The following is a 13,594-nucleotide window of genomic DNA, read 5'->3' as shown; positions in this document are numbered from 1 at the left end:
ACCCGCCACGTATTTGCCCCCGCCGTCCGAGTCGCAGGTGTGCGACTGCTGCAGGTGACCATCCCGACGGGCAAACGCGAGACCGTCCTCGACGCCCTGGACGAGGAGGGCGTCGACTACGTCGTCACCGACGAGACCAGCGGTCGGGAGTTCACCGCCATCCTCTACGCGCCCCTGCCCAACCCGGCGGTCGAGCCGGTCCTCGAGCGGCTCCGGGACGCCGGCCTCGACGACGAGGCCTACACCGTCGTCGTCGAGGCCAGCACCGTCGTCTCGCGGCGCTTCGAGGAGCTCGAAGAACGGTACGCCGAGGAGAACGACGAGGGCCGCATCGCCCGCGAGGAGCTCCAGAGCCGAGCCGAGGAGCTCGCGCCGTCGTTGCGGACCTACGCGGTGATGACTGTCATCAGCGCCGTCATCGCCACCGCCGGCCTGCTACTCGACTCCCCGGCGGTCGTCGTCGGGTCGATGGTCATCGCGCCGCTGATCGGGCCCGCCATGGCCGCCAGCGTCGGCACCGTGCTCGACGATCAGGAGCTGTTCGTCCGCGGCGTCAAACTCCAGATCCTCGGGATGGGGCTCGCCGTCGCCAGCGCGGCCGCCTTCGCCGTCGTGGTCAGGTACGCCCACCTCGTCCCGCCGGGCATCGAGATCACCGAGGTCCCGGAGATACAGGAGCGACTCGCGCCCGGCTTTCTGACGCTCGCGGTCGCGCTCGGGGCCGGCGTGGCCGGCGCCCTGAGCCTCGCCTCGGGCGTCTCCGCGGCCATCGTCGGCGTGATGATCGCCGTCGCGCTGATCCCGCCCGCGGCCACCGTCGGCATCGGCATCGCCTGGGGCATGCCGATGGTCAGCGTCGGCTCGGGCGTGCTCGCCCTCGTCAACGGGCTCTCGATCAACGCCGCCGCCATCGGCGTCTTCTGGTTCAACGGCTACCGACCCCAGCGGTGGTTCCGACTCGACGACGCCCGTAGCGCGGTTCTGAAACGCATCGCCGTCCTCGTCGTCGCCATCGCCGTCCTGTCGGTCTTCCTGGGCGGCGTCACCTACAACTCCTTCCAGAACGCCGCGACCGAGGAGGACATCCGCGAGAGCGTCGAGGGAGCGATTCCCGACGGCGAGCCGATCACCGTCCTCGACGTCCAGGTGGAGTTCACCGACAGCGTGTTGCTCGGCCAGCCCGACCGGGTGATCGTCACCGTCGGCGTGCCCCGGGGCAACGGCGGCGTGGACGGGCTCACCGAGCGCATCGACGACGCCATCGATCGGGTCGCCGGCCAGGACATCGACACGCAGGTCCGCTACGTCACCATCGAGCGTGCCGGCTGACTACCGGTCGTCGTAGGGGAGATCCGGCTCGTAGCCGACCGCCTCGACCGCCGCGTCGAGGACCGCGTCGACGTTCTCGCCCTCGGTGACGCTCATGTAGTGGTCGGCTTCCACGTCCGTCGAGCGGTCGCTCTTGTTGCAGACGGTGAGTACCGGCACGTCCGCGAAGCGCGCGGCGAGCGCGTCGCGCAGTTCGAGCTGGACCTCGATGGGGTAGCCACAGTCCCCGCTCGCGTCGACCATCACGAGGACGGCGTCGGCCAGGTGTTCGAGCGCGCTGACGGCCTGGGACTCGATCTCGTTGCGATCCTCCGGTGGCCGGTCGAGCAGCCCGGGCGTGTCCACCAGCTGGTAGCGGATGTGGTCGCGCTCGATGTGGCCGACTCGGATCTCCGTCGTCGTGAACGGGTAGGAGGCGATCTCGTTGCGGGCGTTGGTCACCCGATTGACGAACGAGGACTTCCCGACGTTGGGGTAGCCGGCGACGACGATGGTCGGTTCGTCCGGGCGGATGTCCGGGAGTTTCCGGAGGATGTTACGCGCCTCGTTGACCGCCAACAGGTCGTCCTCGACTTCCTCGACCACGTCTGCGATGCGGGCGAAGGCCTGCTTGCGGAGCTTCTTGGCCCCGTCGGCGTCGACGTTGCGGAAGCGCTTCTGGTACTCGTCGCGGATCTCGGTCGTCTTCCGGCCGGCCCAGCCGATCTCCGAGAGGTGCTGGCGCAGATCGTCGACGCCGACGAGGGCGTCGATCAGCTCGCGATAAAATGGGTCGAGTTCGTCGATGTCCGGCCACGAGGTGACGACGTTCTCGAGGTTGTCCGAGACGACGTTCGAGGCGGTCTGGAGCATCGACTGCTGGGCCTCGAACCCCGATTTGGCCCGGCCCGCGCGCGCCGCCCGTGAGAACGCCTGGTCGATGAGCTCCTCCGACGTGGGCGTCGTCGGGAGGTCCTCGAGAATCATGTTGGCGTCCGTAGACGGTTCGGCCTTAAAAACGCGTCCTTTGGGGCCTGCGCGGGGTGGAGCAACGGGCACCCAGTCCGCAATCGATCGACGGCGACCGCGACAGTTCCGTTTTTGCCGTCGGCGACCGTTTCGAGAGCTATGACAGACTGGCGCGCCGTCGGTATCGGCTTCCTCGTCAGCGTCGTCGCCGGCGTGTTCGCGTTCGCCATCCCGGTGATCGGGCACATCGGCGCGGGCCTGCTGGGCGGATTCGTGGCCGGCTACCTCGCGGGCGGCGGCGTCGGGAGCGGCCTCTGGCACGGCCTGCTGGCCGGTGCGGTCGGCGGCCTCGCCGTAGCCGTGCTGTTCGGCCTCGGCGCGGGCCTGGTCGGGAGCGTCGCCGCCGGCCCGCTCGGCGGGTTCGTCGGTGCCAGCGTGTTCGTCGTCGGCGCCGTCGTCGCGCTCGTCCTGGCCATCGACAGCGCCATCGGCGGGGCCGTCGGCGGCCTGATTGGCCCGCGCGGATGACCCTCTAGCGACCTACCGCCGATCCCGCAACTCCGCCCGCAGGTCCGCCACGTCCATATCTTTCATCGAGAGCAGGACGAGCAGGTGGTAGACCAGGTCGGCAGCCTCGTGGGCCAGTTCCTCGCGGTCGTCGTCCTTGGCGGCGAGCAGCACCTCCGTCGACTCCTCGCCGAGCTTTTCGAGCACCGCGTTCTCGCCTTTCTCGTGGGTGAACAGCGACGCGGTGTAGGAGTCCTCGGGCAGCGTCTCCTTGCGGTCTTCGATCACCGCGAACAGTTCGTCGAGCACGGCGTCGGTGTCGTCCATGCCCGCCATCCGTCGCGGGAGGACTAAACTCCCGGCCTTCCCGCTCGCGGCCGGCGCGCCCCTCAGTCGAAGAAGGCCAGGTCGTGGATCCGCGCGTCGTCGGTCAGTTCGGGATGGAAGGAGGTGCCCACGACCGGCCCGTCCCGCACCGCGACCGGCCGGCCGTCCCACTCGGCCAGCACCTCGGCGTCCCCGACGGCCTCGATCAGCGGCGCGCGGATGAACACCGCGTGGAACGGCTCGTCGAGCCCAGTGACGGAAAGCGGCGCCTCGAAACTGTCCTTCTGGCGCCCGAAGGCGTTGCGCTCGACGGTCACGTCCACGAGGTTCAGCGTCTCGACGCGGTCGTCGTGGGCGTCGGTCGACGCGACGATCAGCCCGGCACAGGTCGCGAGCACCGGCTTGCCGGCCGCAACGTGCTCGCCGATCTCCGGGGCGATCCCCTCCCGGTGGAGCAACCGCGAGATGGTCGTCGATTCCCCGCCCGGCATGCAGAGCAGATCGCACTCGGGAACGATCCCCGACTCGCGAATCTCCCGGATCTCGGCGTCCTCGCCGTGGGAGCGGGCGGCGCGTTCGATGGCGGCGGCGTGCTCGCTGACGTCGCCCTGGACGGCGACGACGCCTGCGGTGACGGTCATTACCGGTCGTTAGGACGGCAGCGAAAAAACGGCTCCGTTCGCCGATCGGTCGCGCGTGCGACGGAAAATCAGCCCACGCGGCTCGCGGGTCGTTCCTCCCCCGCTCGCCAATCCGAGACTCTCCCTCCGTCGCCGGCGCAAAGTCGTTCGAAAGGCGCTTCGCGCCTTTCGTGATGACGAGAGAGCGAAGCTCTCTCGGACCACGCCGGCTGCCTGAGGGATCTCCGATCCCCCTCTGGTCGAGTCTCGCTTCAGTCGTCCGCAGCCGCCGGCTCGCCGCTCTCGGCCGCCGCGGTCGCCTCGGCGGCCTCCTCCTCGTCGTCCTCGGCGGCCGGGGGTGTCGTGTACATGATCCCGCGGCTCGCGCTGTAGCGTGTCATTACCTCCCCTGATCGAGACGCACGTAAAACGATACTCCTTAAACGTGGTTATGGTGTTTAATCATCCCGACCCATAGGTAATTACTCGGGCGCATCCAGCGCCGAAGCCCCGGGCCGGGTCGCGGCCGAGGTGCGGGCCTTCCTGGCGGCGCGCGGAATCCCGGACGGGACCGCCTGAGAGTCACCCGTTCGGAGCCAAAGCGTTAGGTGTGAGCCTCCCGACGACCAGCCCATGGACGAGCGACGGGATCCGGTGGAGGCGATGGACGACGGGTCGATGGACCTCTACGAGATCTCCGACTGGGAGGTCAGGTCGGGGCTGGACCGGTTCGCTCAACGGCTCTACAACGCAGGCGTCGTCGGGTTTCGGCTGACGGTCGTCGCCGTGGCGGTCCTCATCTTGCTCGCGCAGTTCGCGCTCGGTGGGTTCGGACTCCTCCAGGACCCGCAGGTCGGCGTGTTCGTCGCCCTCTCGGTCGTGCCGGCGTTCATCCTCGCGCTGTACCTCTGGCGGGCCGACGTGACCGCCTCGGAACCGCTCGAGACACTGGTGGTCACCTTCCTGCTCGGGCTGTTGTTCGCCAACTTCGCCGGGATCATCAACGACGCCCTCGGGGGGTACGTCACCGGCATCGGCTCCGGGTTCGGGATGGTCCCCGTCCTCGGACTCTTTGCCTTCTACTTCCTGGTCGTCGGCCCGGGCGAGGAGGCCGTGAAACTGCTCGCGGTCCGGATGCACGCCTACCGCTCCGAGCGGTTCGACGCGGTCATCGACGGCGCGGTCTACGGCGCCGTCGCCGGCCTCGGCTTCGCCACCATCGAGAACGCGCTCTACATCACCCAGTCGCTGGATTCGGTCGCCCAGGCCACGAACCTGATCCAGGCCGGCTCCGACATCGCGACCATCCGGGCGCTGGCCGGCCCCGGCCACGTCATCTACTCGGCCTTCGCCGGCTACTACCTCGGGCTGGCGAAGTTCAACCCCGACGACGCCGGCCCCATCGTCGTCAAGGGCCTGATCATCGCCGCCGTCATCCACGCGACCTACAACGTCAGCGCGGCGATCCTCGTCCCCACGGTGGCCCAGATCGTCGCCGTCGACCAGTTCCTCGTCTTCCTCGGCTTCGTGATCGCCTACGACGGCCTGTTCATCTACATCCTGCTCCGGAAGCTCTCGAAGTACAACAGCGCCTACCGGCAGGCGAGCGAGTCGAATCGGGCCGCCGCCGTGAGCTTCGACCGATCCGACCTGGAGTGAGTCACTCGAATCGCTCGGCGTAGGGCGTCTGGCTCGCCGTCAGGTCGGCGTCGGCCGTCAGGAGCCGTTCGACGTACTTCGCGATCACGTCGACCTCCAGGTGGACCGGATCGCCCACCGACTTCTCCGACAGCGTCGTGAGGTCGTACGTCGCCGGGATGATCGCGACGCCGAAGTCCTCCTCGGTGCGGTCGGCCAGCGTCAGACTGATTCCGTCCGCGGTGATCGATCCCTTCTCCACCAGATAGCGTTCCAGATCGCCCGGGATCGAGAACCGAAACTCCCAGTCACCGTCGTACTCGTCCTCACCGTCCTCGTACGACGAGGTCCCACTCGCTCCGCTCGCGGGACCGTCTCCCACCCTCTCGATCGCCGTCACCTCGGCCGTGCCGTCGACGTGGCCCTGGACGACGTGCCCGTCGAACCGGCCGTCGGCGGGCAGTGCGCGCTCGACGTTCACGCGGTCGCCCACCGTCAGTTCGCCGAGATAGGTTCTCTCCAGCGTCTCCTGTGAGAGAAAGAGCGTGAACCAGTCCGCGCCGAACTCCTCGACGGTCAGGCACGCGCCGCTGATGGCGATGCTCTGGCCGTGATGCAGGTCGTCGAGGTCGGCCGCGACGCGCAGGCGGCGCCCGCCCTCGTCGTCGGTGACCTCGGTGATCTCGCCCGTCCGCTCGACGATGCCGGTGAACATACCCCTCGTTCGACCGGCGGGCCGAAACCCGTTTTCATTCACCGTCGGCGTCCGCGAACAGCGACGATTCGCGGTAGCCCTCGACGGCCTCCCAGACCAGAAGGGCAGCCAGGAGCCCGCCGCCGACGACGCTGAAGATGGCCCGATCGGCTGGGTCGGTGATCGGGGCCGTCAGCAGCGTCAGCGCGCCGGACAGTCCGAGGCCGACCCGGAGGTGACGCCGGCGCATGGCGGGGTCGTCCGTCGTCCGCGCGAGGTACAGTTGCGGCGCGAGCAGGCTGAGGCCGGGGAACACGATCAGTGCCGTCACCACCTCGCCGTACGGGAGGGACTCGTAGAGGCCGGAGAGCCCCATCGCGATACCGACGAGGACTGCGAGGCCGACGCCGACGGCTGCGACGCGCGTGGAGCGGGAGACCATAGTCGTCATCGAACCAGCACGAGCAAAAATCCCGCGACGTCGAAGCCCGACCGCTTTTGTCCGGTGGCTCCCAAGTCCGCGCCGAGATGGGCCTGGGCATCCTCGACACGATCGGGCTGATGGGAACGGTGATCCTGGCCGTCCCGGTCGCCCTGTTCGGTCTGGACATGTTCCTCGGCGGCAACAGAGCGGTCGGCGGCGCCTTCCTCGCTATCGCCGCGCTGATGATCGTCGCCGAGGAGTACGTCACGAAACCGACGGACGTCGCGGCCGACGCTGCGAAGGACGTGGCGGGCGCGGTGGTCGAAACCGAAGACGACGAGGAGTGAGTTACTGGACGGCGACGGCGTTTTTCGCCTCGTCCAGCAGTTGCTCGACGCTCTTCTCGGAGGGTTCGTTCTCCAGCAGCACGTCGATGGGCAGCGTCGGCGCGCCGTCGACGAGGTTCTCCATGAGCACGAGGCGCTCGCGCGCACGGGACATCCCGACGTAGAAGACACGGCGCTCGTTGTCGGTCAGCGTCGGCACCGGATCGGTGTGTTTGGTGAACTCCTCGACGCCCTTCACGTCGCGACCCTCCTGTTCGACGGTCGCGGCCATCTGCTCGACGACCTTCTCGGTGAGGTCGGTGGCGACGAAGACGTGGTCGGCCTCGCGACCCTTCGCGGAGTGGATGGTGCCGAGGCGGACGGCGTCGGTGGCCATCCCCTGGTAGTCGCCGGCGAAGTAGGCGTCCACGGAGCGCTCCTGGAAGTTGGTCACCTTCCGGAGCATGTCGGCGGCCGACCGGGGGTCGGGCATGAACGGCGCGTACTCGCGGACGAAGTCCGGCTCGACCATGATCTCGGCGAGGTCGTCGGTGTCGGCGTCCTCCTGGCGCTCGTCGATGGCGTCGAACAGCTCGTCGCGCTCGCCGGTGCCGAACGCGGAATCGGCGAGCATGTCGGCCAGTCGCCGGGCCTGCAGCGCGGTGACGGGGTCGTCCTCGGCCAGCGCCTCGACGGCGCGGACGTACTGGGTCAGCCGGTCGGTCCACATCCGCTGGTCGGTGAGACACTGGAAGGGGATCCCTTCGCCGATGAACTCGTCCATGAACTGGAACATCTGGTAGCGCGCCCGGAACAGCAGCATGACGGTCTCGTCCCCTTCGGCCTCGACGGTGGCGTTGACGTTACGGACCAGGTCCAGCATCGACGGGCTGGAGACGGCCTCGACGCGACCCCCTTCCTTCCGGGGTTCGAGGTCTTTCTCCTGGCGCTTCTCGATGTGGCTGATCTCCCGGTTGACGACGTTGAGGATCTGGGAGGGCAGGCGGTAGGAGTTGGGGAGGACGTTGTCCTCGGTCACGACCTCGTCGAGCAGCAGGTCGGGGTCGGCGCCCTGCCAGGCGTAGACGACCTGGTCGTCGTCGCCCGCGATCAGGACCCGCTTCATGTGGGGTTTCCACTCCTCGTAGACGTCGTACTGCAGCGTCGTGATGTCCTGAAACTCGTCGATCACCAGGTAGTCGACGCTGGGCAACAGCGAGCGCTGCTTGACGCGTTCGAGCATGTCGGCGAAGCCGACGAGGCCGTGTTCGCCCTTGTAGCCGCGCCAGGCGCGGATGGCCTCGGGCACGTCGATCCGGTCGTCGTCGGAGGGCCAGGTCGGCGTGTACTTGTTGCCGGTCTGGCTGTTGGGGTCCTCCTCGGGCGGCAGGCGCACCTTCTCGACGTTCCACTTGAAGGGGACGTCGTACCAGTCCGAGACGTCCCGGCGGGTCCGCTGGAGCCACTGGCTGGTCGCGATGACCTTGTTGCCGATGGTCGTCGAGCGGGCGCTCCGGCGACGGGCACCCTTGTTCTCGTCCTCGTACTCGATGCCGTACTCCTCGCAGAACTCCTCCTTGTCGGACTCGCCGACCACGTCCCCACGGGAGAGGTTCAGCAGTTCGTACGCTTTCGCGTGCATCGTGCTGACGTTCCCGCGGAGCGCTCGCGGGGTCATGTCGAGGCGTTCGGCCAGCCGCTCGCGGATCTCCGCCGCCGCAGCGCGCGTGTAGGAGACGACCAGAATGTCCCTGACGTCCGCCCCCTCGTCCTGTAACTGTTCGACCCGGTCCAGCAGGGCCGTCGTCTTGCCGCTGCCCGGACCGCCGAACAGGCGGACCACTTCGGGCGTCGTGTCGGTCATTGGACCACTAATGGAGCTACTCACCCATAAGCAACGTGGCTTCGATCCGAACAGGTCCGCGGCGAATTTTCCGCCAGTGAGCCCTCAGCGGTACAGCGAGACGTACAGCATGGCGAAGCCGATGATAAACGGGATCGTCTCGGTCATCTGAAGGAAGATATTGGTGAGCGAGGAGGGGTCCCCGCCGGCACCCAGCTGGGTGATGACGTTCGTGACGGCGACGCCCATGCTGATGAAGGCGAAGCCGATGAAGGCCGACTGGAGTTTCTCCGACTGTTTCTTCCGGTAGGCCTGGAAGCTGATCAGCGTGATGCCGAGCGTCAGCGCGAACGTGACGAGACGCAGGAGGACGAGGATCCCGCGCGCGATCGCCACCGTCTCGACCATGGGGGCCACTGCTCACCCACCCAACATAAAGGTACGTCGGACGATCGCCCCCGGGCAGCCGTGCCCGAACCGATCGCCCAGGAGCCGGTAGCGACTCCCTACTCGGGGTTGAGTTCGTCCCAGAGCTGGCTGAATCGATCGGGGAGGTTCTCCTCCCGGTAGATGCGCACCCGGTACTCGCCTTCCTCCTCCAGCGAGATCACCGTACTGTCGAAGTTGGACTCGTAGATCTTGTAGTGGTTGCCGTCGTCGGCGACCAGCGTCCGATCCTTCACGAGGTCGTGTTCCTCCAGGATCTCGATGCGGCGGTAGACCGTCGGCAGCGACAGATCACACTCCTCGGCCAGTTCCTTGGCCGAGCGGGGCTCGATGCTGATGGCGGCCAGAATCTCGCGCGCGTTCTCGTCCCCGATGGTGTCGAGAACCTCCTCGATACTACGTTCCTCTGCCACTACTGGCCCTACACTCCACCGGCGTAAAAAGATATTGCGGGGAATATCACCGCTGAGAAAACCGCCCCGGCGGGCGGTTGGTCCATCCCGGCCGGGGGTTGTTTCAGCGCGTGAAAAGACCTTTATATACCCATTTTCATTCTCGGAAACCGGGGGGTAGGCATTATATATCCGTGGTAGAGAGGACTGGTTGTGGATCGAGTCCAAGTGATTACCAATGTCCGGAGATAACGTGAGCACGAGTCCGCTGGTGAATACGCTGATACAAGAACTCTCGGCCGGTGACGAACTGGAGGCCGCGTCCCCAGACGCGCCAGGCACTGGCCAGGAGGGCGACCCCGAGCAGGTGTTGTCTTCGGTCATGGAGCGACTGGCCGTCGACGAGTCGTTCGGTTTCGACGACGAGATCGTCAAGCAGAATCTGGACGAGATCCTCATCGCACTGATCGCGCTGCGGGACGGCACCCACGGCAAGGCGCTGATCGACGACCTGTCGCGGCTGTTCGACGCGCAGCTCAGTCCGGGGACGGTCTACCCCCGTCTCCACGACATCGAAGACGACGACGTGCTGTCGATGCACGAGCTGGTCCGAACCAAAGAGTACTCCGTCGCAGACGAGTCCGCGGCGCGATCGCAGATCGAAGGGGCGATGTACCACCACCTCGCGCTGGGACTCTTCCTCCACGACTCCCTCGAGGCGCTGTAGGCCCGCGACCGTTCACTCGCCCGCGCAGGACTCCTCACACCTGCCGGACACTCGTTTCCCTGCTCCGAATAGAGACGTCGCCGAAAAAGCGTCCTCGCCCAGCCGCCGATCTTCGAGACGCCGACCGTCAGTTAGTTGGTCCCCAGCCGCACACCGAACACTCCGTCGCGCCGGTGTCGTGGAGGCCGCCACACTCCGGGCACTGCTTTTTGTTGTAGCTCTGGTCCCAGCCGACCGGCTCCGTCTCGTGCCCGCGCTCCGTGAGGAACTGATCGAATAGCTCGTCGTCGCTCTGTGCTGACGCCATACGTGTTATGCTATACCACACCACTATTTAGCTCTACTGGTCACCGCGATCGATGCCGACGGACTTTACTCCGCGCCGACCGAACGCCCGCCCGATGGTCGAGGAACTCTCGCCGGCGCGACTACAGGAAAAACTCGAGGACGGCGCGGACGTCCAGGTCGTCGACACCCGGTCGGCGCGACAGTTCGCCGCCGGGCACGTCCCCGGCGCCGAGAACGTCCCCTACGGCGAGCTGGCCGGACGGATCGACCAGGTCGAGTGGGGCGAGGAGGTCGTCCTCGTCTGCCAGGAGGGGATCAGTTCGGTCCAGGCGGGCCGACTGCTGGAATCCTACGAGGGAATCGACGACGACACCACGGTCGCGAGCCTCGCGGGCGGCTACGACGCCTGGGAGTTCGACCTCGAGACGGAGTAGGTCAGTCGCCCTCGCCGTCGGCGAAGGCCTGTAGCTGGAGTTCCAGATCGTGCACCACGTCCTCGGAGACGAGCAGTTCGACCTCCATCCGTTCGCCGACGTTCTCCCGGGCCGTCTCGGTGAACCGCCGGGCCCGCTCGGGCGGCATCGCGAGTGGCAGTCGCACGTCGCCGCGCACCCCGGCGAGCTGGAGCGTCAGCAGTCCGGCCACGGCCTCCGAGGAGACGTTTCCGGCCTCGGCCGCCTCCAGCAGGGCCGTCAGCGCCTCGCGGAAGTCCTCGTCGTCCTCGATGTCCTCGAGTGCAGTCATACTCGCGAGTGGAACGAGGACGTGCAAAACCGTGGCGTTCGCGGTCGGCCGGCGACGTCAGGCCTCGTTGACGACGAAGCCGCCCGAGAAGAGAAAGGCCACGATGGCGATCAGTCCGACGAACAGGTGACCGCCGGGGAGAGGATTGACGGCCATCTCGGCGACGAGACCGACGACGAGCAGTCCGACCCCCGCGGCCCCGAGCGCCGTCGCCGGTTCCGAGGGCGGCAGATCGGCCAGTCTGTGCGGCAGAAACCGCGGCGCGTCCATCTCTCTGACGTCGACGATCACCTCGACGATCGACGCCAGGATGAGCGCGACGATCGCCGCGTTGAGCAGCAGGCCGCCGATCAGGCTGTTAGCCATGCCGCTCACCCCGGTACTCTCCGTCCTGGTCGGCCCCCGCCGTCTCGCCGTGGCACTCGTGTTCTCGCATCGTCGTTCCCCCGTCTGCTTGGTACGAGCGATTTACGCGATTATGAATGTTTGGATGCGTCTCGTTATCGCCCACCGAACCACGGCAGCGAAGGGGACCGCCGTCTGGCCGTCCGTCACCGGTCAAATCGTCAGCACGGCCCCGTTCTCCGGCGCGTCAGCCTCGAACCCGTCCGCCCGTAACTCGTCGGCGAACGCCGCGCACCTGTCGCCGTGGTTGACCAGGACAGGCGTATCCGCGTAGGCGTCGAGGAACGCCAGCAGTCCGTCACGGTCCGCGTGCGCGGAGAAGTCGTACTGTTCGACCTGCGCGGCGACGGGCATGACCCGGCCGTCGATCTCGGCGCTCCCGGTGTCGAGCAGTTCCCGGCCGGGCGTCCCCTCGACCTGGTAGCCGGTCATGGCGATCTTGTTCACCGGCCGGTCCCTGATCGCCGGGATATAGGTCATCGCCGGCCCGCCCGAGAGCATCCCGCTGGTCGTGACGATCACGGTGTTCTGGTCGGCGATGCGCTCGCGCTGGCCGTCGCGTCCGGTGACGAAGCGCGCGTGGGACTTCGCCCGCCGGAGCGCGTCGCCGTCGCGGACGAATTCGGGGTGTCGGAGGAGCATCTTCGTCACCTGGGTGCCCATCCCGTCGACGTAGCAGGGGATATCGTGGGCCGCGCAGATCATGAGCATCTCCTGGGTCCGCCCGATGGCGAAGGCCGGAACGACGACGGTCCCGCCCTCCCAGAGCGTGGTCTGGATGCTCTCGACGAACCGCTCCTCGACGCTCGCCCGGGCCTCGTGCTCGACGTCGGAGTAGGTGCTCTCGCAGATCACGGCGTCGGCGTCGGGGCGTGCGGTCGTTCCCGACACGAGTCGTTGTCCACGGATCGGCCTGCCGTGTCGATCCGTGCGGCTCGCGGGAGCGTCGCTCCCGCGGTGATCTGACGTGTGGAAGTCGCCGGTGTAGAGCATTCGCGTGTCTCTGTCGTCGACGAGGACGTGCGCGCTCCCGGGGATGTGCCCCGCGTCGAAGAAGGTGATCTCGTAGCCGGCCGCCTCGAACGGCTCGCGGTAGCCGTGGGTCTCGGAGACCTGCGTGACCCGCCGAATCTCCTCGCCGGTGAACGGACAGTCGTACGTGCCGCCGTGCAGTTTGAGCGTGTCGCGCGCCAGCGTCAGCGTCAGCTCACGCGTCGGCGGCGTCCAGTGGATCGGTGGCCGGCGGTCACCGGACAGGAGCGTCGGGATCGAGCCGACGTGGTCGAGGTGGCCGTGGGAGACGACGACGGCGTCGGGTTCCGGCGTCTCTACGGGGTACTGGGGCGGCGTGCCCGTCAGCGTCCCGAAGTCGAGCAGCAAGGAGTCGTCGACGAGGATGGCGCTCCGGCCGACCTCGCCCGCGCCGCCCAGAAACCGTACGTCCATTGACGTGCGGTATCCGGGCCCGCCCTATGGGTGCGTCGGTTACGGGCGGCTCAGAACGGGAACGACTTCGACGCCGACCGCCGGCGACGCCACGACCGGCAGACCTCGGCGGTCGCGTTCGCGGGCCCGTCCGCGTCGGTCGCCTCCGTCTCCGCCCTCGACTCGTCTTCGTCGCCGTTTCCGTCGTTGTCGGCCGCCCTGACGGTCGGAATCGTCGCGCTCCCGCCGCCCACCAGGTGGTCGGGCAGGTACGCCGTCGTCGGTACGATCTCGGGGTCGGCGTCGTCGGTCATACGCTCGACCAGTCGCTATCGATCCATAAACACCGACGAGCGTTCTCTCTCCGTGAATGGACCTATAAATAGGCTCTTTCAGCGCGTGAACAAGCGCCCCCTGGAACGGGCGTGGCGACCCCTTCCCGGCGGGCGCGATCGCCGTCCGTGCCCCCGTGGCGTTACCGGGAGCTCACCCGAACACTATGGTCCAGCC

Annotated in this window: 20 protein-coding genes; 6 read left to right on the top strand and 14 right to left on the bottom strand. The window is 67.5% G+C overall.

The features are described from left to right. Positions 1–39: 39 nt before the first annotated feature. Positions 40–1,329: a TIGR00341 family protein gene (locus U5918_RS12265; RefSeq protein ID WP_336001641.1), complete on the top strand. Its 1,290-nt coding sequence runs from the start codon at positions 40–42 to the stop codon at positions 1,327–1,329. Here U5918_RS12265 and U5918_RS12260 read toward each other — a convergent pair whose 3' ends face one another. Continuing rightward, positions 1,330–2,295 carry an NOG1 family protein gene (locus tag U5918_RS12260; RefSeq protein WP_336001640.1) on the bottom strand — a complete coding sequence of 322 codons (966 nt, stop codon included), beginning with the start codon at positions 2,293–2,295 and terminating at the stop codon, positions 1,330–1,332. A 141-nt stretch (positions 2,296–2,436) separates the two neighbouring features. Here U5918_RS12260 and U5918_RS12255 point away from each other — a divergent pair, with 141 nt between their 5' ends. Then, positions 2,437–2,805, top strand: coding sequence for a DUF5518 domain-containing protein (locus U5918_RS12255; RefSeq protein ID WP_336001639.1), 369 nt, complete (start codon positions 2,437–2,439; stop codon positions 2,803–2,805). A 12-nt stretch (positions 2,806–2,817) separates the two neighbouring features. Here U5918_RS12255 and hisE read toward each other — a convergent pair whose 3' ends face one another. The 3 genes from hisE to U5918_RS12240 all read right to left on the bottom strand — a co-directional run bounded on the left by hisE (position 2,818) and on the right by U5918_RS12240 (position 4,132). Next, complete coding sequence (gene hisE, locus U5918_RS12250; protein WP_336001638.1) at positions 2,818–3,111, bottom strand: phosphoribosyl-ATP diphosphatase; 294 nt, start codon at positions 3,109–3,111, stop codon at positions 2,818–2,820. Positions 3,112–3,173: 62 nt separating this feature from the next. After that, positions 3,174–3,752 (bottom strand): pyridoxal 5'-phosphate synthase glutaminase subunit PdxT, encoded by a 579-nt coding sequence (gene pdxT / locus U5918_RS12245; protein WP_336001637.1) that lies wholly within the window; start codon positions 3,750–3,752, stop codon positions 3,174–3,176. Positions 3,753–4,003: 251 nt separating this feature from the next. Then, on the bottom strand, positions 4,004–4,132 hold the full coding sequence (locus tag U5918_RS12240; protein ID WP_336001636.1) for a hypothetical protein: 129 nt from the start codon (positions 4,130–4,132) through the stop codon (positions 4,004–4,006). Positions 4,133–4,364: 232 nt separating this feature from the next. On the opposite strand from U5918_RS12240, the gene U5918_RS12235 reads away from it, so the two are divergent. Beyond that, positions 4,365–5,390 (top strand): PrsW family intramembrane metalloprotease, encoded by a 1,026-nt coding sequence (locus U5918_RS12235; RefSeq protein ID WP_336001635.1) that lies wholly within the window; start codon positions 4,365–4,367, stop codon positions 5,388–5,390. Position 5,391: 1 nt separating this feature from the next. Here U5918_RS12235 and ribE read toward each other — a convergent pair whose 3' ends face one another. Together ribE and U5918_RS12225 are read right to left on the bottom strand one after the other, a co-directional pair. Next, positions 5,392–6,084 carry a riboflavin synthase gene (ribE, locus tag U5918_RS12230; protein ID WP_336001634.1) on the bottom strand — a complete coding sequence of 231 codons (693 nt, stop codon included), beginning with the start codon at positions 6,082–6,084 and terminating at the stop codon, positions 5,392–5,394. Between the two features lie 34 nt (positions 6,085–6,118). Then, positions 6,119–6,505, bottom strand: coding sequence for a hypothetical protein (locus U5918_RS12225; RefSeq protein ID WP_336001633.1), 387 nt, complete (start codon positions 6,503–6,505; stop codon positions 6,119–6,121). 86 nt (positions 6,506–6,591) lie between these two features. Here U5918_RS12225 and U5918_RS12220 point away from each other — a divergent pair, with 86 nt between their 5' ends. Next, positions 6,592–6,834: a DUF7533 family protein gene (locus U5918_RS12220; RefSeq protein WP_336001632.1), complete on the top strand. Its 243-nt coding sequence runs from the start codon at positions 6,592–6,594 to the stop codon at positions 6,832–6,834. A 1-nt stretch (position 6,835) separates the two neighbouring features. On the opposite strand, the gene U5918_RS12215 is transcribed toward U5918_RS12220, so the two are convergent. The 3 genes from U5918_RS12215 to U5918_RS12205 all read right to left on the bottom strand — a co-directional run bounded on the left by U5918_RS12215 (position 6,836) and on the right by U5918_RS12205 (position 9,516). Beyond that, complete coding sequence (locus U5918_RS12215) at positions 6,836–8,677, bottom strand: ATP-dependent helicase (protein ID WP_336001631.1); 1,842 nt, start codon at positions 8,675–8,677, stop codon at positions 6,836–6,838. 84 nt (positions 8,678–8,761) lie between these two features. Then, positions 8,762–9,064 carry a DUF7521 family protein gene (locus tag U5918_RS12210; RefSeq protein WP_336001630.1) on the bottom strand — a complete coding sequence of 101 codons (303 nt, stop codon included), beginning with the start codon at positions 9,062–9,064 and terminating at the stop codon, positions 8,762–8,764. Positions 9,065–9,162: 98 nt separating this feature from the next. Next, positions 9,163–9,516, bottom strand: a complete 354-nt coding sequence (locus U5918_RS12205; RefSeq protein WP_077206645.1) for an ArsR/SmtB family transcription factor — start codon at positions 9,514–9,516, stop codon at positions 9,163–9,165. A 232-nt stretch (positions 9,517–9,748) separates the two neighbouring features. Here U5918_RS12205 and U5918_RS12200 point away from each other — a divergent pair, with 232 nt between their 5' ends. After that, positions 9,749–10,222, top strand: a complete 474-nt coding sequence (locus U5918_RS12200) for a PadR family transcriptional regulator (protein ID WP_336001629.1) — start codon at positions 9,749–9,751, stop codon at positions 10,220–10,222. 127 nt (positions 10,223–10,349) lie between these two features. Here the strand turns inward: U5918_RS12200 and U5918_RS12195 are convergent, their stop codons facing one another. Further along, the gene (locus U5918_RS12195) at positions 10,350–10,529 is read right to left on the bottom strand and encodes an HVO_0416 family zinc finger protein (RefSeq protein WP_336001628.1); all 180 of its coding nucleotides are present in this window, start codon (positions 10,527–10,529) and stop codon (positions 10,350–10,352) included. A gap of 94 nt (positions 10,530–10,623) precedes the next feature. Between U5918_RS12195 and U5918_RS12190 the strand changes: the two genes are divergently transcribed. Then, positions 10,624–10,944 carry a rhodanese-like domain-containing protein gene (locus tag U5918_RS12190; RefSeq protein ID WP_336001627.1) on the top strand — a complete coding sequence of 107 codons (321 nt, stop codon included), beginning with the start codon at positions 10,624–10,626 and terminating at the stop codon, positions 10,942–10,944. Position 10,945: 1 nt separating this feature from the next. On the opposite strand, the gene U5918_RS12185 is transcribed toward U5918_RS12190, so the two are convergent. From U5918_RS12185 to U5918_RS12170, 4 genes are all read right to left on the bottom strand, one after another. Next, complete coding sequence (locus U5918_RS12185; protein ID WP_336001626.1) at positions 10,946–11,254, bottom strand: hypothetical protein; 309 nt, start codon at positions 11,252–11,254, stop codon at positions 10,946–10,948. 57 nt (positions 11,255–11,311) lie between these two features. Further along, positions 11,312–11,620 (bottom strand): hypothetical protein, encoded by a 309-nt coding sequence (locus U5918_RS12180; RefSeq protein WP_336001625.1) that lies wholly within the window; start codon positions 11,618–11,620, stop codon positions 11,312–11,314. A gap of 192 nt (positions 11,621–11,812) precedes the next feature. After that, entirely contained in the window at positions 11,813–13,105 is a 1,293-nt protein-coding gene (locus U5918_RS12175; protein WP_336001624.1) for an MBL fold metallo-hydrolase, read from the bottom strand. Between the two features lie 50 nt (positions 13,106–13,155). Continuing rightward, positions 13,156–13,398 carry a hypothetical protein gene (locus U5918_RS12170; RefSeq protein WP_336001623.1) on the bottom strand — a complete coding sequence of 81 codons (243 nt, stop codon included), beginning with the start codon at positions 13,396–13,398 and terminating at the stop codon, positions 13,156–13,158. Positions 13,399–13,594: the final 196 nt, after the last annotated feature.

Source organism: Halorientalis sp. LT38, assembly GCF_037031225.1.
GTDB lineage: Archaea > Halobacteriota > Halobacteria > Halobacteriales > Haloarculaceae > Halorientalis > Halorientalis halophila.
Note: the sequence above shows the minus strand (reverse complement) of the source record. Positions and strands in the feature narration are given on the sequence as shown.

What these genes read in the sequence shown, in the direction of transcription:
- U5918_RS12255 (WP_336001639.1), top strand. Translation starts at nt 2,437, where the DNA reads ATGACAGACTGGCGCGCCGTCGGTATCGGCTTCCTCGTCAGCGTCGTC.
- U5918_RS12235 (WP_336001635.1), top strand. Translation starts at nt 4,365, where the DNA reads ATGGACGAGCGACGGGATCCGGTGGAGGCGATGGACGACGGGTCGATG.
- U5918_RS12185 (WP_336001626.1), bottom strand. Translation starts at nt 11,254, where the DNA reads ATGACTGCACTCGAGGACATCGAGGACGACGAGGACTTCCGCGAGGCG.
- hisE (WP_336001638.1), bottom strand. Translation starts at nt 3,111, where the DNA reads ATGGACGACACCGACGCCGTGCTCGACGAACTGTTCGCGGTGATCGAA.
- U5918_RS12175 (WP_336001624.1), bottom strand. Translation starts at nt 13,105, where the DNA reads ATGGACGTACGGTTTCTGGGCGGCGCGGGCGAGGTCGGCCGGAGCGCC.
- U5918_RS12180 (WP_336001625.1), bottom strand. Translation starts at nt 11,620, where the DNA reads ATGGCTAACAGCCTGATCGGCGGCCTGCTGCTCAACGCGGCGATCGTC.
- U5918_RS12240 (WP_336001636.1), bottom strand. Translation starts at nt 4,132, where the DNA reads ATGACACGCTACAGCGCGAGCCGCGGGATCATGTACACGACACCCCCG.
- U5918_RS12225 (WP_336001633.1), bottom strand. Translation starts at nt 6,505, where the DNA reads ATGGTCTCCCGCTCCACGCGCGTCGCAGCCGTCGGCGTCGGCCTCGCA.
- ribE (WP_336001634.1), bottom strand. Translation starts at nt 6,084, where the DNA reads ATGTTCACCGGCATCGTCGAGCGGACGGGCGAGATCACCGAGGTCACC.
- pdxT (WP_336001637.1), bottom strand. Translation starts at nt 3,752, where the DNA reads ATGACCGTCACCGCAGGCGTCGTCGCCGTCCAGGGCGACGTCAGCGAG.
- U5918_RS12215 (WP_336001631.1), bottom strand. Translation starts at nt 8,677, where the DNA reads ATGACCGACACGACGCCCGAAGTGGTCCGCCTGTTCGGCGGTCCGGGC.
- U5918_RS12195 (WP_336001628.1), bottom strand. Translation starts at nt 10,529, where the DNA reads ATGGCGTCAGCACAGAGCGACGACGAGCTATTCGATCAGTTCCTCACG.
- U5918_RS12260 (WP_336001640.1), bottom strand. Translation starts at nt 2,295, where the DNA reads ATGATTCTCGAGGACCTCCCGACGACGCCCACGTCGGAGGAGCTCATC.
- U5918_RS12170 (WP_336001623.1), bottom strand. Translation starts at nt 13,398, where the DNA reads ATGACCGACGACGCCGACCCCGAGATCGTACCGACGACGGCGTACCTG.
- U5918_RS12220 (WP_336001632.1), top strand. Translation starts at nt 6,592, where the DNA reads ATGGGCCTGGGCATCCTCGACACGATCGGGCTGATGGGAACGGTGATC.
- U5918_RS12190 (WP_336001627.1), top strand. Translation starts at nt 10,624, where the DNA reads ATGGTCGAGGAACTCTCGCCGGCGCGACTACAGGAAAAACTCGAGGAC.
- U5918_RS12210 (WP_336001630.1), bottom strand. Translation starts at nt 9,064, where the DNA reads ATGGTCGAGACGGTGGCGATCGCGCGCGGGATCCTCGTCCTCCTGCGT.